This window comes from Rhodopseudomonas telluris, assembly GCF_042432815.1.
GTDB lineage: Bacteria > Pseudomonadota > Alphaproteobacteria > Rhizobiales > Xanthobacteraceae > Rhodopseudomonas > Rhodopseudomonas telluris.
This window is the reverse complement of sequence record NZ_JBHLWM010000003.1, coordinates 324,790-348,822: the sequence shown is the minus strand read 5'-3', so window position 1 is coordinate 348,822 and position 24,033 is coordinate 324,790. Positions and strand designations below refer to the sequence as shown.

General features: G+C 66.8%; 21 protein-coding genes. 8 read left to right on the top strand and 13 right to left on the bottom strand.

The window, feature by feature from the left end:
- The first annotated feature begins 5 nt into the window (after nucleotides 1–5).
- The 3 genes from pyrF to dapB all read left to right on the top strand — a co-directional run bounded on the left by pyrF (nucleotide 6) and on the right by dapB (nucleotide 1,939).
- Nucleotides 6–713, top strand: a complete 708-nt coding sequence (gene pyrF, locus ACFFJ6_RS08365; protein WP_378386394.1) for an orotidine-5'-phosphate decarboxylase — start codon at nucleotides 6–8, stop codon at nucleotides 711–713.
- Nucleotides 714–731: 18 nt separating this feature from the next.
- The gene (locus ACFFJ6_RS08360) at nucleotides 732–1,040 is read left to right on the top strand and encodes a DUF1330 domain-containing protein (RefSeq protein ID WP_378386392.1); all 309 of its coding nucleotides are present in this window, start codon (nucleotides 732–734) and stop codon (nucleotides 1,038–1,040) included.
- A gap of 83 nt (nucleotides 1,041–1,123) precedes the next feature.
- Nucleotides 1,124–1,939 (top strand): 4-hydroxy-tetrahydrodipicolinate reductase, encoded by an 816-nt coding sequence (gene dapB, locus ACFFJ6_RS08355; protein WP_378386390.1) that lies wholly within the window; start codon nucleotides 1,124–1,126, stop codon nucleotides 1,937–1,939.
- A gap of 42 nt (nucleotides 1,940–1,981) precedes the next feature.
- Here dapB and gpmI read toward each other — a convergent pair whose 3' ends face one another.
- From gpmI to ACFFJ6_RS08340, 3 genes are read right to left on the bottom strand one after another with little or no spacing between them, the layout of a single operon-like run.
- Entirely contained in the window at nucleotides 1,982–3,496 is a 1,515-nt protein-coding gene (gene gpmI / locus ACFFJ6_RS08350) for a 2,3-bisphosphoglycerate-independent phosphoglycerate mutase (RefSeq protein ID WP_378386387.1), read from the bottom strand.
- Between the two features lie 47 nt (nucleotides 3,497–3,543).
- Nucleotides 3,544–4,482 carry a methylated-DNA--[protein]-cysteine S-methyltransferase gene (locus ACFFJ6_RS08345; RefSeq protein ID WP_378387037.1) on the bottom strand — a complete coding sequence of 313 codons (939 nt, stop codon included), beginning with the start codon at nucleotides 4,480–4,482 and terminating at the stop codon, nucleotides 3,544–3,546.
- Between the two features lie 49 nt (nucleotides 4,483–4,531).
- Nucleotides 4,532–5,044 carry a DUF2244 domain-containing protein gene (locus ACFFJ6_RS08340; protein WP_378386385.1) on the bottom strand — a complete coding sequence of 171 codons (513 nt, stop codon included), beginning with the start codon at nucleotides 5,042–5,044 and terminating at the stop codon, nucleotides 4,532–4,534.
- Nucleotides 5,045–5,066: 22 nt separating this feature from the next.
- Here ACFFJ6_RS08340 and nth point away from each other — a divergent pair, with 22 nt between their 5' ends.
- Complete coding sequence (nth, locus tag ACFFJ6_RS08335; protein ID WP_378386383.1) at nucleotides 5,067–5,852, top strand: endonuclease III; 786 nt, start codon at nucleotides 5,067–5,069, stop codon at nucleotides 5,850–5,852.
- Nucleotides 5,853–6,000: 148 nt separating this feature from the next.
- Here the strand turns inward: nth and ACFFJ6_RS08330 are convergent, their stop codons facing one another.
- The 4 genes from ACFFJ6_RS08330 to aceK all read right to left on the bottom strand — a co-directional run bounded on the left by ACFFJ6_RS08330 (nucleotide 6,001) and on the right by aceK (nucleotide 12,416).
- The gene (locus ACFFJ6_RS08330) at nucleotides 6,001–7,542 is read right to left on the bottom strand and encodes a S10 family peptidase (protein ID WP_378386381.1); all 1,542 of its coding nucleotides are present in this window, start codon (nucleotides 7,540–7,542) and stop codon (nucleotides 6,001–6,003) included.
- Nucleotides 7,543–7,846: 304 nt separating this feature from the next.
- On the bottom strand, nucleotides 7,847–8,797 hold the full coding sequence (gene bchO, locus ACFFJ6_RS08325) for an alpha/beta fold hydrolase BchO (protein ID WP_378386379.1): 951 nt from the start codon (nucleotides 8,795–8,797) through the stop codon (nucleotides 7,847–7,849).
- Between the two features lie 723 nt (nucleotides 8,798–9,520).
- Nucleotides 9,521–10,267 (bottom strand): sulfate transporter family protein, encoded by a 747-nt coding sequence (locus ACFFJ6_RS08320; RefSeq protein WP_378386377.1) that lies wholly within the window; start codon nucleotides 10,265–10,267, stop codon nucleotides 9,521–9,523.
- A gap of 328 nt (nucleotides 10,268–10,595) precedes the next feature.
- Nucleotides 10,596–12,416: a bifunctional isocitrate dehydrogenase kinase/phosphatase gene (aceK, locus tag ACFFJ6_RS08315; protein WP_378386375.1), complete on the bottom strand. Its 1,821-nt coding sequence runs from the start codon at nucleotides 12,414–12,416 to the stop codon at nucleotides 10,596–10,598.
- 318 nt (nucleotides 12,417–12,734) lie between these two features.
- On the opposite strand from aceK, the gene ACFFJ6_RS08310 reads away from it, so the two are divergent.
- Nucleotides 12,735–14,591, top strand: a complete 1,857-nt coding sequence (locus ACFFJ6_RS08310; RefSeq protein WP_378386373.1) for a phospholipase D-like domain-containing protein — start codon at nucleotides 12,735–12,737, stop codon at nucleotides 14,589–14,591.
- Nucleotides 14,592–14,818: 227 nt separating this feature from the next.
- Nucleotides 14,819–15,097 carry a DUF2442 domain-containing protein gene (locus ACFFJ6_RS08305; protein WP_378386371.1) on the top strand — a complete coding sequence of 93 codons (279 nt, stop codon included), beginning with the start codon at nucleotides 14,819–14,821 and terminating at the stop codon, nucleotides 15,095–15,097.
- Nucleotides 15,098–15,404: 307 nt separating this feature from the next.
- On the opposite strand, the gene lepA is transcribed toward ACFFJ6_RS08305, so the two are convergent.
- On the bottom strand, nucleotides 15,405–17,216 hold the full coding sequence (lepA, locus tag ACFFJ6_RS08300; protein ID WP_378386368.1) for a translation elongation factor 4: 1,812 nt from the start codon (nucleotides 17,214–17,216) through the stop codon (nucleotides 15,405–15,407).
- A gap of 143 nt (nucleotides 17,217–17,359) precedes the next feature.
- On the opposite strand from lepA, the gene ACFFJ6_RS08295 reads away from it, so the two are divergent.
- A complete protein-coding gene (locus ACFFJ6_RS08295) occupies nucleotides 17,360–18,892 on the top strand; it encodes a glycosyltransferase family 39 protein (RefSeq protein ID WP_378386366.1) in 1,533 nt (510 codons plus the stop codon).
- 141 nt (nucleotides 18,893–19,033) lie between these two features.
- On the opposite strand, the gene ACFFJ6_RS08290 is transcribed toward ACFFJ6_RS08295, so the two are convergent.
- From ACFFJ6_RS08290 to ACFFJ6_RS08270, 5 genes are all read right to left on the bottom strand, one after another.
- Nucleotides 19,034–19,360 carry an HPr family phosphocarrier protein gene (locus ACFFJ6_RS08290; protein ID WP_378386364.1) on the bottom strand — a complete coding sequence of 109 codons (327 nt, stop codon included), beginning with the start codon at nucleotides 19,358–19,360 and terminating at the stop codon, nucleotides 19,034–19,036.
- A complete protein-coding gene (locus ACFFJ6_RS08285; RefSeq protein ID WP_011439367.1) occupies nucleotides 19,357–19,758 on the bottom strand; it encodes a PTS sugar transporter subunit IIA in 402 nt (133 codons plus the stop codon). The genes ACFFJ6_RS08290 and ACFFJ6_RS08285 overlap by 4 nt, the downstream gene beginning before the upstream one ends.
- A 131-nt stretch (nucleotides 19,759–19,889) precedes the next feature.
- On the bottom strand, nucleotides 19,890–20,414 hold the full coding sequence (locus tag ACFFJ6_RS08280) for an HPr kinase/phosphorylase (RefSeq protein WP_378386361.1): 525 nt from the start codon (nucleotides 20,412–20,414) through the stop codon (nucleotides 19,890–19,892).
- The gene (locus ACFFJ6_RS08275; RefSeq protein WP_378386359.1) at nucleotides 20,411–22,210 is read right to left on the bottom strand and encodes a sensor histidine kinase; all 1,800 of its coding nucleotides are present in this window, start codon (nucleotides 22,208–22,210) and stop codon (nucleotides 20,411–20,413) included. Before ACFFJ6_RS08275 ends, ACFFJ6_RS08280 begins: the two co-directional genes overlap by 4 nt.
- A gap of 152 nt (nucleotides 22,211–22,362) precedes the next feature.
- On the bottom strand, nucleotides 22,363–23,064 hold the full coding sequence (locus ACFFJ6_RS08270; RefSeq protein ID WP_054160910.1) for a response regulator transcription factor: 702 nt from the start codon (nucleotides 23,062–23,064) through the stop codon (nucleotides 22,363–22,365).
- Nucleotides 23,065–23,276: 212 nt separating this feature from the next.
- Here ACFFJ6_RS08270 and ACFFJ6_RS08265 point away from each other — a divergent pair, with 212 nt between their 5' ends.
- The gene (locus ACFFJ6_RS08265) at nucleotides 23,277–24,011 is read left to right on the top strand and encodes a HugZ family pyridoxamine 5'-phosphate oxidase (protein ID WP_378386356.1); all 735 of its coding nucleotides are present in this window, start codon (nucleotides 23,277–23,279) and stop codon (nucleotides 24,009–24,011) included.
- Nucleotides 24,012–24,033 lie beyond the last annotated feature (22 nt).

Here is a 24,033-nt window from a genome sequence, read left to right as displayed (position 1 = left end):
CAGACATGGCGCAGGCCGACCCCGCAGATCGTGACCGGCTGATCGTCGCGCTCGACGTTCCGAGTGTCGACGCTGCCGAAGCGATGATCGCCCGGCTCGGCGACAGCGTCGGCTTCTACAAGATCGGCTATCAGCTCGCTTATGCGGGCGGCCTGCCGCTGGTCGAGAAGCTGGCGCGCGCCGGCAAGAAGGTGTTCGTCGATCTCAAGCTGCACGACATCGGCAACACGGTGGCGCGCGGTGTCGAGAGCCTCAGCTCGCTCGGCGCGACCTTCCTCACCGTTCATGCCTATCCGCAGACCATGAAGGCTGCCGTCGAGGCGCGCGGCACGTCGGGCCCGAAGATTCTCGCCGTCACCGTGCTGACGTCCTACGACGATCGCGACTTGGTCGATGCCGGCTACGCGCTCGGCGTCCGCGATCTGGTCGAAGCGCGGGCCCGGCAGGCGCAGGCGATCGGCGTCGATGGCCTGGTGTGCTCGCCCGAGGAAGCCGGCCATCTGCGTAGCCTGATCGGCCCCGACATGACGCTGGTGACGCCGGGGATCCGGCCGGCCGGCACCGCTGCTGGCGATCAGAAGCGGATCATGACGCCCGGCAAAGCGATCGCCGCCGGCGCCAGCTATCTGGTGGTCGGTCGCCCGGTGATGGAAGCGGCGGATCCGAAGCAGGCGGCCGACGCGATCGTCGCCGAGATCGCGGCTGCGAAATAACGACGGGAGAAAACCACGATGGCAAAAGGCTACTGGGTGGCGCGGGTCGATGTGCATGATATCGACGGCTACAAGCGTGACTACGTCGCTCACAATGGCGCGGTGTTCGCCAAATACGGCGCCCGATTCCTGGTCCGCGCCGGAACCTTCGAGACCGCCGAAGGCTCGTCGCGCAGCCGCAACGTGGTGATCGAGTTCAAGGACTACGCCACGGCACTCGCCTGCTTTCACTCTCCGGAATATCAGGCGCTGATCAAGGCACGTGCGCCGTATTCGGAGAGCGATTTGATCATCATCGAGGGCTATGACGGCCCGCAGCCTAGCTGACCGCGGAGCGGCTTTGCCGTCCGGTGAGTTGCCGGGTTGTCATCGCGCCGCTATACCGCGCCTAGAACAAGGATCGTGAGCCGATGTCCGAGATGCGCCTGATCGTTGCCGGAGCCGGTGGCCGCATGGGCCGCGCCCTGACGCGGGCGATCAGCGAGACCAAAGGCGTGGTGCTGACCGGGGCGCTGGAAGCGCCGGGCTCGGAGCTGCTCGGCCAGGACGCCGGCGTGCTCGCCGGCCTGCCGGCCAACGGCGTGCTGCTCTCGGGCGATTTGTGGAAGCTCTCGGCCAATGCCGACGGCATCCTCGACTTCACCGTGCCGGCCGCCACCCTCGCCAATGTGGCGATCGCGGCGCAGCGCGGCATCGTCCACGTGATCGGCACCACCGGCCTGTCGTCGTCCGACAATGCGGTGATCCAGAGCGTCACCCGTCAGGCGATCGTGGTGAAGTCCGGCAATATGAGCCTCGGCGTCAATCTGCTGGCGGCGCTCACCAAGCGCGTGGCGCAGTCGCTGGGCGACAATTTCGACATCGAGATCGTCGAGATGCACCACCGCGCTAAGATCGACGCGCCCTCGGGCACCGCGCTGCTGCTCGGCGAAGCGGCGGCGGCCGGCCGCAAGGTCGATCTGGAGACGCATTCGGCCCGCGGCCGCGACGGCCTCACCGGCGCGCGCAAGACCGGCGACATTGGCTTCGCCAGCCTGCGCGGCGGCACCGTCACGGGCGATCACAGCGTGATCTTCGCCGGTCCCTATGAGCGGATCGAACTCAGCCACAGGGCCGAGGACCGCATGATCTTCGCCCACGGCGCGCTCAAAGCGGCGATGTGGGCGCACGGCAAGACGCCGGGCCTGTATTCGATGATGGATGTGCTCGGGCTCGCCGACTTCTAGCAAACCCGATGATCGCGGCGGCAGAGGTCGCCGCGATCGGTGCTAACCGATCAGCGACTTGCCGGTCATCTCGACCGGCTGCGGCAGCTCCATCAGCTTCAGCAGCGTCGGCGCCAGATCGGACAGCTGGCCGTCGCTCAGCGGCCCGTTATCACCCACCAGCAGAACCGGCACCGGATTGGTGGTGTGCGCGGTGTGCGGTCCGCCGGTGACCGGATCGCGCATCATCTCGCAATTGCCGTGATCGGCGGTGACCAGCAGCGCGCCGCCGGCCTTGCGGATCGCCGCGACGATGCGGCCGAGCTGGGTATCGACCGTCTCGACCGCCTTGATCGCGGCCGGCAGGCTGCCGGTGTGGCCGACCATGTCGGGATTGGCGAAGTTCAGGACGATCAGGTCGTATTTGCCGGACTCGATCGCCTGCACGGCCTTGTCGCCGAGTTCGGGCGCCGACATTTCCGGCTGAAGATCGTAGGTCGCCACCTTGGGCGAGGGCACCATGATGCGATCTTCGCCCGGATACGGGACTTCCTCGCCGCCATTGAGGAAGTAGGTGACGTGCGGATATTTCTCGGTCTCCGCCATCCGCAGCTGATGCCGGCCTGTGGCGGCGACCACCTGACCGAGGCCGTTGACCAGGCTCTGCGGCGGGAAGATCGTGCCCATCAGCGCATCGAGCGCGGTCGAGTACTGCGTCATGCCGGCCGCGGCCGCGATCTTCAGCACGCGCTTGCGCGGGAAGCCGGCGAAACCCGGGTCGAGCAGCGCCGCGAGGATTTCGCGCACGCGGTCGGCGCGGAAGTTGAAGCACAGCACGCCGTCGCCGTCGCGCATGCCCTGATAATCGCCGACCACGGCCGGCACGATGAATTCGTCGTTCACCCCGGAGGCGTAGCCGGCCGCAACGACCGCATCGGCATCCGCAAACCGCGGTCCGTCGGCCTCGACGATCACGCCATAGGCCTTGCCGACGCGCTCCCAGCGATTGTCGCGGTCCATCGCATAATAGCGGCCGCTGACGGTGGCGATCGGCACGTTCGCGGGCAGTTCGGCACGCAGCCGGGCGATGTCGTCGACTGCGGATTTCGGCGGCGTATCGCGGCCGTCGGTGAAGGCGTGCAGCACCGTCGGGATCCCGGCCTTCGCCAGAATCTTCGCCAGCGCAACGGCGTGATCCTGCAGCGAATGCACGCCGCCCGGCGACACCAGGCCCATCAGGTGGCAGGTGCCGCCGCTGGCGCGCAGCTTTTCGATGAAGGCCAGCAGTTCCGGCGCGCGTTCGATCTCGCCGCTCGCGATGGCGTCGCTGATCCGCGGCAGATCCTGCATCACCACGCGGCCGGCGCCGATGTTGAGATGACCGACTTCGGAGTTGCCCATCTGGCCGTTCGGCAGCCCGACCGATTTGCCCGAGGTGCGCAGGAAGGCGTGCGGGCCGTTCGACCACAAGGCGTCGAAGGTCGGGGTCTTGGCCTGCAGCACGGCATTGTCTGCCGGGTCCTCGCGCCATCCCCAGCCATCGAGGATCACGAGCATCACGGGGCGACGGGACTGCATGGCAAACACTTTCCTGGGTGCGGGGACGCCGATGGCGCACCTCACACCTATGGTCGCAGCCCGGCCTCGTCAATCGTTCGGCTGGAGGGGCTGCCCGCCTCGATTCGCCCGGCTTCCCAGCCGATCATCGCCTGTTTGCGGGTCAGGCCCCAGTGATAGCCGGTGAGGGCGCCGCCTTTGCCGAGCGCGCGGTGGCACGGGACCACGAAAGAGATCGGGTTCTTGCCGACCGCCGCCCCGACCGCGCGCGAGGCTTTCGGAGACGCGATCCGATTGGCGATGTCCGAGTAGCATAGCGCCTTGCCCATCGGGATCCTGAGCAGCGTCTGCCACACCCGCACTTCGAAATCGGTGCCGATCAGCACCACGCGCAGCGGCTGCTCGGCGCGCCATTGCGACGGGTCGAACACGCGGCTGGCGAACGGTGCCGTGAAGGCCTGATCGGGGATACAGCTCGCGCGCGGCCAGCGCTGCTGCAGGTCGACGAACGCGGCCTGCTCCTCGCCAGGATCGGCGAAAGCCAAGCCGGCGAGGCCGCGGTCCGAGGCGATCACGACGGCGGTGCCGAACGGCGAGGGATGAAAGCCATAGCGCAGCGTCAGCCCGGCGCCGCCGCTCTTCCACTCGCCCGGCGACATCGCCTCATGGGTCACGAACAGATCGTGCAGCCGGCCGGAACCGGAAAGGCCGGATTCCAGCGCAGCGTCGAGCACGCTGGCGGAATCGCGCAGCAGGCCCTTGGCGTGGTCGAGCGTCAGCGCCTGCATGAAGGCTTTCGGCGTCAGCCCGGCCCAGCGGCGGAACAGATGGTGCAGTTCGTCGGGCGTCAGCCCGGCCGCGTCGGCGATCGACTCGACGGTCGGCTGCGCCTTCCACTTCTGCGAGATGAACGCGATGGCGCGGCGAACGCAGTCGTAGTCGGCCAGCGCCGCATCGCGCGGGCCGGGCTTGGCGAGGATGTGGTCGGAGACGACGAGGTTCATCATGGCGCCGATGATACAAGCCGCCGCGGTCGCAGCCACCCGCTTTCCGGCCTCAGTTGTACACGGGGCCGCGCCGCGCGACGTCGAGCGCGGCGCTCAACGCATTGGCGAAGCTGGCTTTCTCGTCGGCGCCGAGAAAATTCGCGATGCTGACGCGGCGGCCGGACGAGACCAGATACAGCCGCTCGATGCCGAATTCGGCGTGGACGATCTTTTCGAGTCGCACCCACAGCGGGTTGAGCACCCATTCGGCCACGTCGCCGCGATGCGACGTGCGGCGGATGCGTAACTCGTTGGGCGTGATGAGGATTTCCTCGCTGGCGCGGCCGCGCGCGAAGGTCACGCGGAACGCGATATAGATCGCCAGCAGGTCGAGGCCGAAGAAGCCGAACACCGGCCACGCGCCGATCATCCAGAAGCCGATTCCGACCGCGAAGCTGATCGTGCCGAGCGCCGCCATCAGGGTCAGAAATGCCTTGTGACTCAAGGCGCGATGCGGCTTGAGCAGCGCCGAAAACAGTTTCGGTTGGGCCCGATCCGGATCAAGATCGCTGTCTGTCGTCATCGCGGAATATTATACCTCATCCATGCCCAAAACCACTCGCCGCATTTCCGTTCCTGCCCCCCCGAAATCGGCGAAGAAGTCCGCCTCCGGTCTTGAGGCAAACCCAAGGCAGCCGAAATCGCTTGCGACAAAGTCGCGGCAGGCGCCGAAGAAGCCCAAAGCCCCCCGCCGCTGGACCGCGGCCGAGGTCCACGAGGCCTTCACCCGTTTCGCCAAGGCCAATCCGGAGCCGAAAGGCGAGCTCGAACACGTCAACCCCTTCACCTTGCTGGTCGCGGTGGTGTTGTCGGCGCAGGCGACCGACGCCGGCGTCAACAAGGCGACGCGGGCGCTGTTCGCGATCGCCGATACGCCGGCCAAGATGCTGGCGCTCGGCGAGGAGAGCGTGCGCGACTACATCAAGACCATCGGCTTGTTTCGCACCAAGGCGAAGAACGTGATTGCGCTGTCGCAAAAACTGATCTCCGACTTTGGTGGGCAAGTGCCAAGTACGCGCGCAGAGCTGGAGACGCTGCCGGGCGCCGGGCGCAAGACGGCAAATGTCGTGCTCAACATGGCGTTCGGCCAACCGACCATGGCGGTCGATACCCATGTGTTCCGCGTCGGCAACCGCACCGGGCTCGCGCCGGGCGAGACGCCACTGGCGGTCGAGCTCGGGCTCGAAAAGGTGATCCCGCCGGAGTTCATGCAGCACGCCCACCACTGGCTGATTCTGCACGGCCGCTACACCTGCCTGGCCCGCAAGCCGCGCTGTGAGGTGTGCCTGATCAACGATCTGTGCCGCTGGCCGGAGAAGACGGTGAGTTAGTGCGCTGGCCTCTCCGTCATTGCGAGGAGCACTCGGATCGGCGCTATGCGCCGTCCGAGTACAAGGCTCCGCGACGAAGCAATCCAGCATCGTGCGCGGCGCTGGATTGCTTGGCTTCGCTCGCAATGACGGATACGTCACGGAATAATTACTTCATCATCGCCTTGACGTCGTCGCGCAGCGCTTGCCGCGATGGGTCGTCGGCGTAGAACATGTGGCCGCCGGGATAGACGATCAGGCTGACGCGGTTCTGCGCCAGCGTCGGCGGGAGCTGATCGAGCACGATCTGGTTGCCGAAATACGGCGCGGCGAGATCGTACAGGCCGCCGGTGACCAGTACGCGCAGTTTCGGATCGACCGCGAGGATCTCGCGCAGCTGCGTGATCGACTCGACCGGATGCCGGCCGCGGCCGAAATCCCACTGGCCCGACACCGCGCCGTTGAGCAGCTGATACGAGCCGCTCGGCCGCCAATTGAGTTTGTTGCGGGTCAGGTCGACTGCGGCGCTGGTCAGCGGCGCGATCAGCGCATCGGCGGACGGATCGCCGAACTGGCCGTCGCTGGAATCCGGGAACGGGTCGAGCCCCTGCACCGAGCCGTCGAACCGGCCGGTCACCTTGCCGCTGGCGCGGGCGAATTCGCGCTGGAATTCGGAAGTATCAAATCGTCCGGCGAGCCGGCGGCTGACGGTCTTGTCGATGCCGGTGAGTGCGGCGACGCGATCCGACAGCCGCGTGGTGGCGTCCTGATCGGCTTCGCCCTTCACGAGATCGGCCAGATATTCGCCGCGCGCGTAAGCCTCGACGTCGGCCATCGCGGCGCGGGTCACCGGACCCTTCTGCTGCCGCGCCACCGCCGCCATGCTGGGCAGCCGGGTGACGTATTGCAGCAGGCTGGAGCCGGAGAGTTCGCGGAAATCCATCACCGGCGATACCAGGATCAGGCCCTTGATGCCGACGCCCTGCTTGGTCTGCAGGTCGCGCACCACGCGCGGGCCGCGGATGCCGCCATAGCTCTCGCCGGCGACGTATTTGGGCGACAGCAGCCGGTCGTGCTGTTCGAGCCAGCGGCGGATCACCAGCGACAGCGCCGCGACGTCTCCCTCGACCGAGTAGAACCGCTTGCGCACGTCCTCGCCGTCGGCGACGAAGCGGCTGTAGCCGGTGCCGACCGGGTCGATGAACACGAGGTCGGTGAAGTCGAGCCAGGTCTCGGCGTTCGGCAGCAGCGCCGGCGTCGCCGAGGCCGACGCCGCGTCGCCCGCCAGCGGCAGCCGCCATGGGCCTGCGGCGCCGAGCTGCAGCCACGCGGAAGACGCGCCCGGGCCGCCGTTGAACAGGAACGTCACCGGCCGCGTCCGCGCGTCGGTGTTGTCCAGCTGATAGGCCGTCGTGGCGATGTCGGCCTGCGGCTCGTTCTTGTCGTTGAACAGCCGGATGGTGCCGGCGGTGGCGGTGAAGGAGAGGCTGCGGCCGGGCAGCGCCAGCGTGTGCTTGGTGATGGAGTCGGGCGGCAGCCGATGCTGATCGGGCTCCGACGCCGCGGCCTTGCCGGGCGACGCGCCGGACTTGCTGTGCGCGGCTGCCGGTTGCGACGACGCGGCATCCTGCGCATGCAGCGGCGCGAGCGTCGTTGTGGCCACAAGCATCGCCAGCAGCGCGACGCGGCAGGACCCGAGCGACATCACCATGTGGTCTCCTTGAGCACGCCGGCCGCGCGATGCGGACCCGGCGGATGTTTTCAAGGAGCAATGCCGCGCAACTGCGTCGGTTTAGCGACGATGCGGACTGCCATTGCGTCGGACGTCTTGCGCGGGCTTGACCCGCGCATCCATCGCACGTTGGCGATGTCTGTTTGCGAAGAGAATGGAGTGCCGGGTCGAGCCCGGCATGACGGGGGCGAGACAGCGGCCGCTCCTCACACCGGGCGATGACGACTTCGTTGCGGCGAGGGCATTGGTGCCTTTGCGTGGACGCCTGATCACGTCCTTCTGGTTACTCCGCCGCCGCGAGCATCCGGGGCAGCAGGCCGACCTCGCGTGCCAGTTCGGTCATCAGGCCGGCGACGTCGTGCGGGCGCTCCTCGTGGGCGAGGTGGCCGAGGCCCTGCATCACCTCGACGCGCGCGCCCGGCACCATGGCCTGCACCCGCGTCGAATCGCGGCTGGCGATGGTTTTGTCGTTGCTGCCGGCGATCAGCAGCAGGCGCGGGGCGAGTTGCGGCAGCTTTGCCGCCAGCTCGTCGAGGCGCCAGCTCGCCATCATCCGGATCGCCGCGGCGACATGGCCCGAATTGCCGACGAGGCGGCGATAGTAATCGACGCCGGCGGGCTCGAGCGTCGAGCCGGTGTCGGCGATCATCCGCTCGACCATGCCGGGATTGCGGGCGAAGCGCGCGACCAGGCGCGGCACCAGCGCGCTGGTCGCCAGCATGCGGGCCAGCGGCAGCATGTAGCGGCTCGCGGCACCGCCGATCGGCATCAGCGCGGCGTTGAGCCCGACCAGCGCGGCCGGCGTGATGCTGCCGTCGAAGCACATCCGTGCCGCCACCGCGGCGCCGGCCGAATGGCCCGCCACCATCATGGGGCGATGTCCGAGCCCGCGCAGCAGCGCGGCGAGATCCTGCGCCATCGCGGCCATCGACATTCGCGACGCGTGCGGCGTGGCGGTGAAGCCGTGGCCCGGCAGGTCCGGCGCCACCACGGTGAAGTGCTCGGCCAGCAGCGGCGCCAGCATGCGCCACGAATGCGTCGCCGCGCCGGTGCCGTGGATCAGCAGAACCACCGGGCCGCGGCCCATCTGCTGCACGTGCCAGCGCAGGCCGCCGGCGTGCACGAAGGAGCTCGCCGCGCGATGCGGCCAGTCGCGCCCCTCTTCGGTCCAGTTCGGCTTGGCGAGCGACGCGGCGAAGGACTGCGGTTGATTATCGTTGAGGGCGCGTCGCATGATCGTTCTCGTTGGTTGCGCCCATGGCAACATCGCCGGGCCGAACTGTCAAATGCGTAGCGTTCGCAGGGTTCCGTCTCGGTCTGCGATTCTCGTGTAGTTGGTACTTGATTACTGTAGTGGCGAATCGGGCTGCGCTGGCCGTGCGGGTTGCGCGTGCAGCGTGGTCGTCCTTGGCGCGCCGGCTTGACACTTGGCGTCAGACGGCCGCGACACTTCGGCGCCGACACCCGGCAGTGCTGACCGGCGACGTTGACGAAAACTGTCCGCGCGCCGTGACAAGCGTGAAATCGTCAGTGAAAAGGCCGATTTCGCGTTTGAGTCCCGCAAATGCGGTCCAATATCAATCGCAACGAGCGCCTGCTGCGAACTCATCGGCCATCGGCTTCGGTGGTCACTCACGCGATTCGCGAGGCGCTCGGCTCGAACGGAGAGCGTTGCGATGAAGATGTCCCATTTCGCCAGCTTCGTGCTGATGATCGTCGGCGGTGCCGCGCAGGAAGTCGCCCACGCGGTGAAGCGCCGCTTCGGTGGCGAGACGCCGGCTAAGTAAGCGCGGCCGCAGTAATCCACGAAGCGTCATGCGCGGGCTTGATCCGCGCATCCATCGCGCGCGGAGCGCGCTCATTGTAAGGTCGTTGCGAAGGGGATGGATGGCCGGGTCAAGCCCGGCCATGACGGCCTTTGTGGGGAGGCGTGCTTTGCGCGGATCGCCGGCGGCGATCAGCCCATCGTCACCCGCCGCCGATCCGGCGCGATCAGTTCGGGGCGGGAGCCGGACAGGCGCTTGTGCAGGTGGACCATGAAGGCCATGCCGAACAGCGGCGTCGCCAGATTGACGATCGGGATCGACACGAAGGCCGCAATGATCAGCCCGCCGATGAACACCGTGGTGGCGTTGTCGCGCCGCATCGCTTTCGCCTCGGCGGCGGGCCGGAAGCGCATTGCGGCGAGCTCGAAATATTCGCGGCCGAGCAGCCACGCCGTGGCGAGGAAGAACACGATCACGCCGGCGCCAGCGACGAACAGGAATGGCAGCGCGACCAGATAGACCAGGATGGTCAGCAGCGCGGTCTTGATGGTTTCGATCGCCGCGACGCCGACCGGCAGCGCGACGCCGGGCTCCTCGTTCGGATAGTATGCGCGCTCGACATGCTCGGCGGCTTCGTCGACGAAGATGCCGGCCACCAGCGACGTCACCGCCGGCATCAGCACCACCGCGCCGACCACGATGCCGAGCCCGGCCGCGATCGACACCACCCAGGACAGGATATGCAGCGGCGTCTGAAAGCCGCCGAGCGCCGCTTCGGCCCACAGCTCGCTGGAACTGGCGAGCCAGCTCAGCACCCGCTGCAGCCCGATCGCCGCCACGGCGATCAGCGCCAGCGCGAAGCCGATCGAGCGCCACAGAATGGAGCGCATCGGCGGCGACAGAATCTGGGTCAGCGCCTTGATGGCGGCGTCGAGCATGGGCTGCGGTCCTCGTCCGAAACAGAGCCTCGAACAGGTAGAGGCGGCGGGAGGGTTCGGCAAGGGCGGGGATGGCCGACGCATTGCCAGGCCATGGTTCGCTTACCGCACCCGCCACACACTCTGCCTCATCCTGAGGAGCCGCGCGCAGCGCGGCGTCTCGAAGGATGGGCCGCGCACGCCCTAGTGCGCGCGTTGCCCTGCAGCTCATCCTTCGAGACGCCCGGCGTCGCCGGGCTCCTCAGGATGAGGGCTGGTCGGTTTGGCCGGGTCCCGCTCGATGGAGCGCCGACGCGGGAGCCAAGAAACAAGACCGGGAGCTTGACCTTTACGCCCGCAGCCGCCGCTTCGCCGGGTAGTTCATTACGCGCGGGACCTTGCCGGCGCGCAGGGCCTGCTGCATCGTTTGCCAATATTCGGCCTGCATCAGCTCCGGATGCGCGTCGCGGAAGGCGCGGCGCAGCGCGGGGTCGTCGATGCGGAGGCCTTCGAGCATGTCGGACGGGCGGAACAGCACGCCGTCTTCGAATGTTCCGCGCGGCGCGTCGGCGCTGCGGATCTTGACGTCGGTCAACGGCTCGACGGCGTCGTAATCGAACAGATAGACCTTGCGGATGCGGCTGACGCCGTAATTGCGGCCGTCGAGGTCCTTGTTGAAGATGTCGGCGGCGGCGTTGTTCTTGATGCAGTCGCCGAGATTGACCACCGCGGCGCGGGCGTCGTCGGGTTTCGCGGTGCCGAGATAAAGTGGCAGCGGAGTCAGCTTGATCTGCACGATCAGATGCCGGAACACCAGCGCGCCGCGCTCCATCGTCACCGTGCCGATGCCGGCCTCGAGCAGCTCGTCGAGCAGATCGGGCGCGAACATGGTGCGGTCGAGCTTGACGTTGGAATAGATGATGTTGTCGAGCATCGAGCCGGCGCGGTCGATCTCGTGCACCAGATTGTATTTGCGCAGCACCGCGTCGAGGCCGTCGAAGTAATCGAACTTGTAGTCGTCGGTCGGATGGTCGCGGATGATCTTCAGCACATAGGCCGAGGACGGCATGGTGAAGGCGATCGCCACCGTGCCCTTGAAGCCCGGCGCGGTGGCGAGACGCTCCTTGCTGCGCTGATGCTCGGCGAGGATCTCGGTCATCACCGCGACCTTGCCGAGGTGATGGAAGCCGATGCACGAATATTGCGTGCCGAGCGGCCGCTTCGGCATCAGCTCGTACAGCAGCCGCGCCAGCTCGTGATAATGCGGGTTGGTGGCGTGATAGTTGGCGAGCGTCGACGAGAACGCGAATTGCAGCTCGTCACTGTCCGTCAGCACGGCGTCGACCACGAGGCCGTCGTCCTCGTTGAGCAGCGCGATCAGCAGCGGGATGCTGCGCATCGGCATGTCGCCACGGTCGCGCAGCTTGATGCGCCCGATCAGGCACGCGCCGCGATTGCGGAAAAAGCCGGACTGCGCGATCTCGATCCGCGTCGGCTCGCCGTCGCGCGGGCCGAGCGGTTCGAGCGCGGCCTCGATCGCCGCGGCGGCCAGCGCGGCGTCGCCGTCGAGATCGCGCCACGGCGCCTCCAGCCCGGCGCCGGCGAGGATCTCGCGGATCACCGCCGGGCGGATCGGCAGCGTCGTCACGGTGGCGTCGAGGATCGCGGCGGAAGACGCGGGCGGCCGCGCCGCCGGGCCGGAATCGTAGGACACCGGCCGCCATTCGTCGTCGACCAGCTTGCGCCGCAGCGAATGCCAGAACGCGAACGCAAAGTCGGCCTCGTAGCGGCCCGCGATCGCCGCCAGCAGCTCGGCCTCGGCGCGGGCCCAAAGCTGCTCGTCCTTGACCAGCTCGGGCATGCCGGCCTTCAGCGGCGGCACGAGCTGGTCGATGCAGGTAGTGTAGAGCCCGATGCGGGCCTTCGACAGCCGCACCGTGAGGGTCCAGTCGCGCGCCTCGAACGCCGCCTTGGCGAGCGACGGAATCCGCCGGGAGACCGCGTAGTAATTGTCGAACGCCGACAGCACCACCCGCGCCAGGATGCGCGCCTGATCGTCCGGATCGTCGCTGCGCACCAGCGCGTCGAGCAGGTCGACATCCGGCTCGGCGATCCGGGTGGCGGCCTCGAGGTCGGACGGAGCGAAGGGCAGCGTGGTGGATGTCGTCATGGGCGTGGTCCCGGCCCGCGCGATCGGTCTGCGGCGGGCGTCGTGATCGATCCCGTCAGGATGCGGCGGGCCGCGCCGGCCCGGCGTGATCTGCCGCAAACATCGGCGACGTAACTGCGCGGCAATTCGGCGCGGCCCACAGGCTGCGGCGCCGTAGCGTTGTGCGAATTTGGTCAGTTGCACGGCCGCGGCGCAGCAGAATCGTCACCGCGTTTTGCTACCATGCCACCTCCCGCGCCGATTGCGGGCTCGCGGCGGCGTGCAATAATGCGCCGATTGGCAGATTGATAGTTTCAGATCATTTTCAGGGAGGCCGAGATGGCCAAGGTCGTAACGACGAAGGGCAGCCTGACGCTGATTGCCTATCGGGGCGATGCCAAGACGCTGCTGGCGTTCAATCTCGCCAGCAAGGCGGACGCGAAAAATCTCGCCGGCTTCACCATCCAGTGCCAGCCGCAGGGCGGCGACGCGTACTACATCTACAACGAGCTGCAGTTCAAGACGCCGGCCAGCCACGCGCAGGACCCGAAGGAGCCGGCGCGCTCCAGCATCAACGCGCCGATCCACAAATTCCGCTGGCTGCATGTGCCCGGCGTCAATCACCAGGGGCTGACGCCGTTTCTCGGCCCCTACACCTACACGGTGACGCCCCGCTATTTCGACGACGGCGCGCTGCTGCCGCTCGATCCCGAGCTCAGCGCCTCTGTGAAGGTCGAGGTCAATCACTTCGCCAAGGCCGGGCTCGAACTCGGCTTCACCCGCGGCTACACCCAGTCGCAGGCCTTCGTGAATCACTTCGGCCTGAGAGCGAAGATCCAGCCGGCCGGGCACGAGCTGCTGTTCGACACCTCGGAAGTCTCCGGCACCAATGCGTGCGGCGAGACCTTCACCTACGCGGACGAATACCAGTGGCTCGGCTTCACCGCGCGCGAGAAGATATTCGCGATCCTCGACGAGGTGCTGGCCGACAAGACTCTGACGCTCGACGTGTTCGCCTACGACCTCAACGAGCCGGACCTGATCCAGCGCCTGCTCAAGCTCGCCAAGCAGGGCCGCATCCGCATCATCCTCGACAACGCGGCGCTGCATCACAGCACGAGCGATCCCAAGCCCGAGGACGAATTCACCGAACTATTCGAAAAGGCCGCGGGAAAACGCGAGCTGATCAAGCGCGGCCATTTCGGCCGCTACGCCCACGACAAGGTGTTTGTCGTCTCCCGCGTCGGTGCCCGCAAGACCAGCCCGGTCAAGGTAATGACCGGCTCGACCAATTTCTCGGTGACCGGCCTCTACGTCAATTCCAACCACGTGGTGATCTACACCGACGCCCAGGTCGCAGGCCTCTATGCGGGCGTGTTCGAAGAGGTCTGGGCCACCGACGTCAAGAAGGCGGCGTTCATCGCCTCCGAGTGGTCGCAGCAGACGTTCTCGACGGCGTCGAAGACCACCCCGGCGACCGACTTCACCTTCGCGCCGCACGACGAGGACGGCGCGGCCCGCGCGCTCGATCCGATCGTGGGTCGCATCGCCAAGGAAGCCAAGCTGCGCAAACGCAAGGGCAGCGTGCTGTTCGCCGTGATGGAGATGGCCAACGGCAACAGCCCGGTCTACGAGGCGCTGAAGACGCTGCACAAGAACACCGACATCTTCAGCTTCGGCATCTCGGACAATCCGGACGGCATCTATCTGTACCCGCTCGGCAAGACCACCGGCGTGCTGGTCACCGGCAAGCCGGTCGATACCCAACTGCCGCCGCCGTTCAACCAGGTGCCGAACATCGGCGGCGTCAAACACCAGATCCACCACAAATTCGTGGTCTGCGGCTTCAACGGCGACGACCCCGTGGTGTTCTGCGGCTCGTCCAACCTCGCCACCGGCGGCGAGATGAACAACGGCGACAACCTGCTGGCGATCCGTGACGGCGACGTCGCCACCGTGTTCGCCATCGAGGCGCTGGCGCTGGTCGATCACTTCAACTTCCTCGACAGCGTCGCCCGCAACGACAAGAGCAAGACCGCCAAGCAGAAAGCCATGGCCAAATCAGCCGCGCCCCAGGCCTCCAAAGCCCAGGCCGCCGTCGACGCCGGCTGGTTCCTCGGCACGACCGATGCGTGGGTGAAGAAGTACTTCGACCCGAAGGATCTGCATGCGGTGGATCGGGTGTTGTTTGGGTGAGGGACGAAATCAGTCCCGTAGCCCGGATGAGCGAAGCGACATCCGGGGAGTGCAGCGCACCGTCAAAGATCCGGATGTCGCTTCGCTCATCCGGGCTACGAGTGCTCCCACGCCTCACGAGCGGTGACCTGCACGACGATGGGTAACGTTGCGGCAGACGGCGCTGCTTGCGAATTGGGAGCGGGCGCGACGACACGAAACGCTCGAGCGAATTGCGGGTCCGGACGATGATGCTGATTAAGGTGCGACGCGCGACAGCGCTCGATGGTGACCGGCTGAAACTCGAGTTTTCCGACGACACCGTCGGCGAGCACGATCTCGGCTTCATTCTCGGCGAACATGGCCCGTTGCTCGAGCCGCTCAAGGACCCCGCTTACTTCAGGCGCGTCTTCGTCGAGAACGGCGTGCCGACCTGGCCGAACGGCTACGATTGGGACCCGATCGCGCTGCATGATGTGATGCAGGCCGCCGGCGAGTTACGGCCGGTCGGGGATGCGGCGGAGTAGCTGCGGTTTTTCATGAGTCCCGTAGCCCGGATGCAGCGAAGCGAAATCCGGGACAGCCTCAACGACAAGCAGCAGGCCGCCTCTCCCGCGTCATGCCGCGCATCCACGTCTTGAGGCGCAAGCTGCGGGAAAGAACGTGGATGGCCGGGACGAGCCCGGCCATGACGGAATCAGTGCGGAAGTGTTCGCGCTCAGCCCAGGAGCCTGGCTTTACGAAGCGACATGCAGGTCGGTTGCTGCGGGACCGAACCCGGATTGCGCTTCGCTGCATCCGGGCTACCAACTCGGCGACGACGGTCGCGAGAAATCAGCTATCCACCTTCAACGCCGCGATGAACGCCTCCTGCGGGATGTCCACCTTGCCGAACTGGCGCATCTTCTTTTTGCCCTCCTTCTGCTTCTCCAGAAGTTTGCGCTTTCGAGTGATGTCGCCGCCGTAGCATTTGGCGGTGACGTCCTTGCGCAGGGCGCGGACGGTTTCGCGGGCGATCACCTTGCCGCCAATCGCCGCCTGGATCGGGATCTGGAACATGTGCGGCGGGATCAGTTCTTTCATCTTCTCGACCATGGCGCGGCCGCGGCCTTCGGCGCGGGTGCGGTGCACCAGCATCGAGAGAGCATCCACCGGCTCGGCGTTGACGAGGATCTGCATCTTCACCAGGTCGGCCGGCTTGTAGTCGGTGAGGTGATAGTCGAACGAGGCGTAGCCTTTCGACACGCTCTTCAGGCGATCGTAGAAGTCGAACACCACCTCGTTGAGCGGCAGGTCGTACTTCACCATCGCGCGGGCGCCGACGTAGGTCAGCTCCTTCTGATTGCCGCGGCGGTCCTGGCACAGCTTCAGCACCGAGCCCAAGTACTCGTCGGGCGTCAGGATCGTCGCCTCGATCCACGGCTCCTGGATCTCGGCGATCTTGACCACGTCCGGCATGTCGACCGGGTTGTGGATCTCCATCTCGCTGCCGTCGGTGAGCTTCATGTGATAGATCACGCTCGGCGCGGTCGCGATCAGGTTGAGATCGAACTCGCGGGATAGTCGCTCCTGGATGATCTCCAGATGCAGCAGGCCGAGGAAGCCGCAGCGGAAGCCGAAGCCGAGCGCGGCGCTGGTCTCCATCTCGAACGAGAACGACGCGTCGTTGAGCCGCAGCTTGCCCATCGCGGCGCGCAGCGTTTCGAAATCGTCGGCGTCGACCGGGAACAGGCCGCAGAACACCACCGGGATCGCCGGCTTGAAGCCCGGCAGCATCTCGGTGATCGGCTTCTTGTCGTCGGTGATGGTGTCGCCGACGCGGGTGTCGGCGACTTCCTTGATGGCCGCGGTGATGAAGCCGACTTCGCCGGGGCCGAGCTCCTCGACATTGACCATCTTGGGCGTGAAGAAGCCGACGCGCTCGACGTCGTAGGCGGCGCCGGTGCCCATCATGCGGATGCGCTGGCCCTTCTTCAGCACGCCATCGACGATGCGCACCAGAACGACGACGCCGAGGTAGACGTCGTACCAGCTATCGACCAGCAGCGCCTTCAGCGTCGCCTCGCGGTCGCCCTTGGGCGGCGGCAGACGGGTGACGATGGCTTCCAGCACGTCGGGCACGCCGAGGCCGGTCTTGGCCGAGATCATCACCGCGTCGGACGCATCGAGCCCGATCACGTCCTCGATCTGCTGCTTGATCTTCTCCGGCTCGGCGGCCGGCAGGTCGACCTTGTTGAGCACCGGGACGATTTCGTGATTGGCGTCGAGCGCGTGATAGACGTTGGCGAGCGTCTGCGCCTCGACGCCCTGCGAGGCGTCGACCACCAGCAGCGAGCCTTCGCAGGCCGCCAGCGACCGCGACACTTCGTAGGCGAAGTCGACGTGGCCGGGCGTGTCCATCAGGTTGAAGATGTAGTCCTTGCCGTCCTTGGCATGGTATTTCAGGCGCACGGTCTGCGCCTTGATGGTGATGCCGCGCTCGCGCTCGATATCCATCGAATCGAGCACCTGCTCCTTGCCGGCCATTTCACGGTCGGACATGCCGCCGGTGATCTGGATCAGGCGGTCGGCGAGCGTCGACTTTCCATGGTCGATATGGGCGACGATGGAGAAGTTGCGGATGTTGTCGATGGGGACGGTGGTCATGGCCGGCAGATAGCACCCGGACTCCGGCCCGGCAAGGCGAACGGACGGCGCAACCGCCCGAAAAACCGCCGCTTTTGGCGTGCTTGACGGAGCCGGCGGAAGCGGATCATGTCCGCTGCGCCTGCCTCCAGCCCAGGGTCCGGATGACCTCGCTCGCCACTTCCCGCGCCCCGTCGCTGCTCGACCGCTGGATCGACGCGCTGCTCGATCCGAAGCAACAGGACCGCACCGTCGTGCTGTCGCTGGCGGTCTATGCGGCGATCTGGACCGCCTACCGCACCATCGCCACCTGGCCGCGCGACGTCCATGCCGACGTCTCCGAGCTGTACGCTTGGTCGCGGCATCTGGCGTTCGGCTACGACAAGCACCCGCCGTTCTCGGCGCTGGTTACGCGCGCCTGGTTCACCGTGGTGCCGGTGTCGGACGTCACGTTCCATCTGCTGGCCACCGTCAACATCGCGCTGACACTCTACATCGCCTGGCGGACGATGCGGCGGTATCTCGCGCCCGAGAAGGCGCTGTTCGGGCTGGCGCTGCTGACCTTCATTCCGTTCTTCAATTTCATCGCGCTGAAATACAACGCCAATGCGGTGCTGCTGCCGCTGTGGGCGCTGACGATTTACGCCTTCCTGCGGGCGTTCGAGGCGCGGGGATGGCTGTGGCCGGCGCTGGCGGGGCTGTTCGCCGGCTGCGCCATGCTGGGCAAATATTGGTCGATCGTGCTGGTCGGCGCGCTCGGGCTCGGCGCGCTGCTGGATCCGCGGCGCGGGCGGTTCTTTGGCTCGCCGGCGCCATGGCTGATGATCGTGGTCGGAGGGCTGGTGCTGGCGCCGCATCTGGCGTGGCTGGTCGAGCACCGGTTTCCGTCCTTCGCCTATGCGGCGGCGCATGAATCCGACGGCTTCGTGCATAACGCACGCGATACGCTCAGCTATCTGGCCGGCTGCGTCGGCTATGCGGCGCTGGCGCTGATCGTCTGGGCGGTGCTGCTGCGGCCGTCGCGGGCGGCGCTGGTCGAGAGCGCCTGGCCGGCCGATCCGCAGCGGCGGCTGATCGTCACGATCCAGGTGCTGATGCTGGTGCTGCCGGCGCCGGTGGCGCTGGTCAGCGGCATCCGCATCGTGCCGCTGTGGACGATGCCGGCCTGGACGCTGCTGCCGGTCGTGCTGCTGTCGTCGCCGCTGATCGCGGTGGGGCGCGACGCGCTGCGCAAGGTGCTGATCGGCGCGGCGGCGCTGGCGCTGACGATCCTGGCGGCGGCGCCGGGCGTCGCGGTGGTGATCCACACCACCAGCCATCCGGAGCCGTTCGAATACGCCTCGCTGCTCGCCGACGACATCGCGCGCGAATGGCAGCGGCACAGTTCGCTGCCGATCAGGCTGGTGGCGGGCGAAACCGTGCTGGCCGAAAACACCGCGTATTATCTGCGCACCGACACACGGTCGTTCGCGACCTCGGACATCGCGGCGCTGAAGGCCGAGGCGACCGCGCGCGGCGCCGCGCTGGTGTGTTCCGCGGCGGATCAGCCGTGTCTTGCGACCGCCGAGCAGATCGCGGCGGGGCAGAAACAGATTCTGCGCAGCAAAGTCTGGCTCAACCGGACGCTGTTCGGCCTCGCCGGCGGCACCGTGCAGGACGTGTTCTTCCTGGTGCTGCCGGAAGGGACCGCGAAGTAGGCGTCATCCTGAGGCGCGAGCGCAGCGAGCCTCGAAGGATGGGCCGCGCGCACCAGCGTTCGTGGACGCATCCTTCGAGGCTCACCCTGCGGGCGAGCGCCTCAGGATGACGGCGCAGGATTTTTGTCTGACTTCGAAGATTTACTCTTCTTCGCCGAACTTGCTGGCCATCAGCTCGGCCAGCGCCGCGACGGCCTCCTGGGCCTGCGGGCCGGTCGCCGAGACGGTCACGCTGGTGCCGATGCCGGCGGCGAGCATCATCAGCCCCATGATCGAGGTGCCGCCGACGGTTTCGCCGTTGCGTGTCACCGTGACGTCGGCGTCGAACTTCTCGGCCATCTGGACGAACTTGGCCGAGGCCCGGGCGTGCAGGCCGCGCTTATTGGTGACGGGAATCTCGCGGGAGACTTTTCCGGCGGGCGTGCCCGCCTGTGCGTCCGGCGCAGTCTGGGGCACGTCTGCGGTCATTTGCCGGCCAACACCCGGCTGGCGATGGTGACGTATTTGCGGCCGGCCTCCTGGGCCAGCGCGATCGCATCCGGGAGGGCGCGTTCCTCGCGGACCTTGGCGAGCTTCACCAGCATCGGCAGGTTGATGCCTGCCAGCACCTCGACCTTCGGCCGGCTCATGCAGGAGATCGCAAGGTTCGAAGGGGTTCCGCCGAACATGTCGGTCAGAATTGCCACACCGTCGCCGCTGTCGACGCGATTCACCGCCTCGATGATGTCGCTGCGACACAAGTCGGCGTCATCCTCGGCGCCGATCGTGACGGCTTCGATTTGCTTTTGCGGCCCCATCACGTGTTCCAGCGCTGCCTTGAACTCGTCGGCAAGGCGCCCGTGGGTCACAAGTACCAGACCAATCATCGGAAACTCCTCGCGGGCGCTTCTTGGGTGCACCGCGCGAACGGGTCACTTTGACCATCCAGAGCCCCTATGCAAGGGGGTCTTCGCGATTCTCCTTCCGACTGAAGGACAAATCGGGAACCGGGGCGGGTCTAATCAGTGACGATAGTGTGGCTCATATGGTTACCAAAATCCTTCCGACAATCGTCCAACTGTGTCGCAGGCGCCAGAGCGTCCGCTGTCGTCAGGGCCGCCACCACCAAAGGTAGCGGATCGTAGTCTGCGCCCACCGGGATCCGCGGCAATTGGACGCCGTCCAGCCCCACACCGAGCGCCGAGGCCTCCGGCAGGCGACCGGCATCGGCTGCCGCGAGGTCCACGACAAGACCGACGGCGGCCTCGGGCGCGAATAAGCACCGCCGAATGCCGAGACCCCGGACCTCGATCAGTCCGGCGAGTTCCGGCACCGGGCGAACCCAGAGTTCGCCGGCCCGCTGTTCCAGCATGACACGGTCGTCGCCGATCAGTTCCGCCGAAGGGATCTGGCGGCTGCGTCCCGCGACGATCAGCCCGAAGGCGAGACGGGATTTGCCGGAGCCGCTGGGGCCGCGGATCAGCACCGCGCGGTCGCCGACCTTGACGGCGGTGGCGTGGACGCTGGGCGCCGCCGCGCTCATGTCGAGGGCAGCCGGACCACGAAGCGCGCGCCCGCCACGGTCGGCTCGCCATCGGCGTCACGCGGGCCGGGGCGGTTCTCGGCGCGGATCTTGCCGCCATGGGCCTCCACGATCTGCTTGGAGATCGACAGGCCGAGGCCGGAGTTCTGGCCGAAGCCCTGGTGCGGCCGGTCGGTGTAGAAGCGCTCGAAGATCTTGTCGAAGGCGTCGTCGCGGATGCCCGGCCCCTCGTCGTCCACCACGATCTCGATCTCGGTCTTGCGGCGCCGGCAGACGATCTGGACCTTGCCGCCCTCGCGCGAGAACGACTGCGCGTTGGACAGCAGGTTGGAGATCACCTGGCCGAGCCGCGAATCGTGCCCCGGCACCGAGAAGGTGTCGGTCGGCGGTCCCTCGAACCGCACCTCGACCGCCGCATGGGTGCCGAGCCGGGTTTCGTTGGCCACCAGCGTCAGCGTGGTCAGCAGCCGGCGCAGGTCGACCGGGGCGGCGTCCTGGCGCTGCAGCTCGGCGTCGAGCCGGCTGGCGTCGGAAATATCGGAGATCAGCCGGTCGAGCCGTTTGACGTCGTGCTCGATCACCGCCAGCAGGCGGGCGCGGCTGTTGGCATTCTTGGCCAGCGGCAGGGTTTCGACGGCGGAGCGCAGCGAGGTCAGCGGGTTCTTCAGCTCGTGCGAGACGTCGGCCGCGAACGCCTCGATCGCCTCGATGCGGTTGTACAGCGAATCGGTCATGTCGCGCAGCGCGCCCGACAGATGGCCGATCTCGTCGCGCCGCGTGGTGAAGTCGGGGATCTCGACGCGGGCGCGGATGCGGCGGCGGACCCGTTCGGCGGCGTCGGCGAGCCGGCGCACCGGGCCCGCGATGGTCGAGGCCAGCAGCACCGACAGCACGAACATCACCACGGCGGCGAGGCCGAAGATCTTGAGGATCGCCAGCCGCTCGGCGGTGACCATCTGGTCGATATCGTCGCCCTGCGTCGACAGCATCAGCGCGCCGTGGATGGCGCGGAAGCGCTGCACCGGCACCGCGACAGAGACGATCACCTCGCCGCGGTCGTTGATCCGGACCATCGAGTTCTTCTGGCCCTTCAGCGAGTCGGCGACTTCCTGATAGCCGTTGCCGTTCTCGGGCCCGAGCTCGCGATACAGCGGCAGGTCGCCGCGATTGAGCCAGGTGCGGATCGCGATCATGGCGCGCTCGACGATGCCGGGCTTCTCGGCGGCGGGCGGCGGCAGTTCGAACCGCATCACGTCGCCTCGGCCGTAAAGGCTGCGGCTGTCGAGGATCAGCACGCCGTCGCGGTCGTAGATGCGGGCGCGCGTCTTGGTCGGTGAGATCAGCCGCCGCAGCACCGGCGCGACGCGCTCCGGATTGATCGGGAAATCCAGCACCGCGTATTCGTCCGGCGGCCCGTAGGTTTCGCCGGGTTTGAGATCGAGCAGGCGGTCCGGATCGATCGTGATGGTGTTGGTTTCGACGGTGGCCGAGGCGGCGATCGCGCCGGCGATGATTTCGGCCTGCACCAGCAGGCTCTGGGCGCGGGCGTCGATCAGGCCGGCACGGAATTGCGACAGGTAGAGGATGCTGGTGGAGAGCGCGAGCAGGCCGGCGAGATTGAGCGACAGGATCCGCCGCGTCAGGCTGGAGAAGCTCAGCGTGAAGAAGAACTGCCCGGCGCGCCGCAGCCAGGCAATCGGCCGCCGCCATGGCGGCGCGCTCGCCACGACGTCGTCGGGCTCGGGACCGTCGTCCCCGACGCGGTTGTCTTGATCAGGCGCGGTGCGATCCAGCAATGGCCAAGCCTGCCCGGATGTTGGCGATCAGCGAAGCGTGTTGACGACTTGTCTGGTCCGAAAACCGTCTCCGCTCTTCGGGACCATGCGCCAGCATATCGCAGTGCGGCGGCGGCGTCAGGCGTTGCGAGACGCCCGCCGCCGCGACGCGTTCAGGTTTCCTTGAAGCGATAACCGACGCCGTACAGCGTCTCGATCATCTCGAAGTCGTCGTCGACCATCTTGAACTTCTTGCGCAGCCGCTTGATGTGGCTGTCGATGGTGCGGTCGTCGACATAGACCTGATCGTCATAGGCGGCGTCCATCAGTGCGTTGCGGCTCTTCACCACGCCGGGCCGGGTCGCGAGCGCCTGCAGGATCAGGAATTCGGTGACGGTCAGCGTCACCGGCTCGTTCTTCCAGGTGCAGGTATGCCGCTCCGGGTCCATCCGCAGCAGGCCGCGGTCGAGCGCCTTGGCGTCATTCTCCTTCGGCACCGCAGCCGGATCCTTCGGCGCCGAGCGCCGCAGCACCGCCTTGACGCGCTCGACCAGCAGGCGCTGCGAGAACGGTTTGCGGATGAAATCGTCGGCGCCCATCTTGAGGCCGAACAATTCGTCGATCTCCTCGTCCTTCGAGGTGAGGAAGATCACCGGCAGATCGGACTTCTGCCGCAGCCGCCGCAGCGTTTCCATGCCGTCCATCCGGGGCATCTTGATATCCAGGATGGCGAGGTCGGGCGGCGAGGTGCGGAAGCCGTCGAGGGCCGACGCGCCATCCGTGTAGGTCATGATCCGGTAGCCTTCGGCTTCCAGAGCGATCGAAACGGATGTGAGAATGTTGCGGTCGTCGTCGACCAAGGCGATTGTCGGCATGAAGCTCTTTCCGAAAGGCGTGGCTAGACCGCGAAGCGATTCGGCGATCTCGGGTTGGCGGTTGCCCAAAAAGCACAGTCAACGAGCAATGCAAGCTGGGCTGAAATGTGGCCGGTTCCCAAAACCCGCGAGCGGGAGGCGTGCAGGCATTGATATAGGCCCGTATTCTGGGCATCAACACCCCCTCGGTCACGATTGGCGGAATAAACCCGATGCAGCCGACAGACGATTTTGACCCCGTCCGGGTCGCCAAATCGCTCCTACGCCGCCGGCGGGAGGGGGCGCTGGCGACGCTGATGCGGGACGGTGGTGCGCCGTATTGCTCACTGGTGAACCTGGCGAGCGCTCCGGATGGCGCCCCGGTGCTGCTGATATCCCGCCTGGCGGTGCATACGCGAAACCTGCTGGCGGACCCGCGGGTGTCGCTGATGCTGGACGAGCGCGCGGAGGGTGACCCGCTGGAAGGCGCCCGCATCATGCTGATGGGCGAGGCGGTCGCGGCCGGGTCCGACGAACTGCCGACGCTGCGCATGCGGTATCTGGCAGCGCATCCGGGCGCCGAGGCCTATATCGATTTTACCGATTTTTCCTTGTACCGGATTATTACCAGCGGCGCGCATCTGGTGGCCGGCTTCGGCCGCATCGTCGACCTGGCGGCGTCGGACTATCTCACCGACCTCACCGATGCCGACGATCTGCTCGCTGCCGAACCATCCGCCGTTGCTCACATGAATGCAGATCATTTGATCGCGCTGAATTTGTATGCGACGCGGCTGCTCGCCGCCGCCGCGGCAGATTGGCGCTGCACCGGTCTCGATCCGGAAGGGCTCGATCTGCAGGCCGATACACGCGTGCTGCGGCTCGATTTCCCCGAACGTGTCACCACGGCTGCACAGCTTCGCGACATGCTGAAACGCATGGCAGACATCGCCCGCTCTGCGCCATGACTTGAGCCAGCGCAATGTCTTC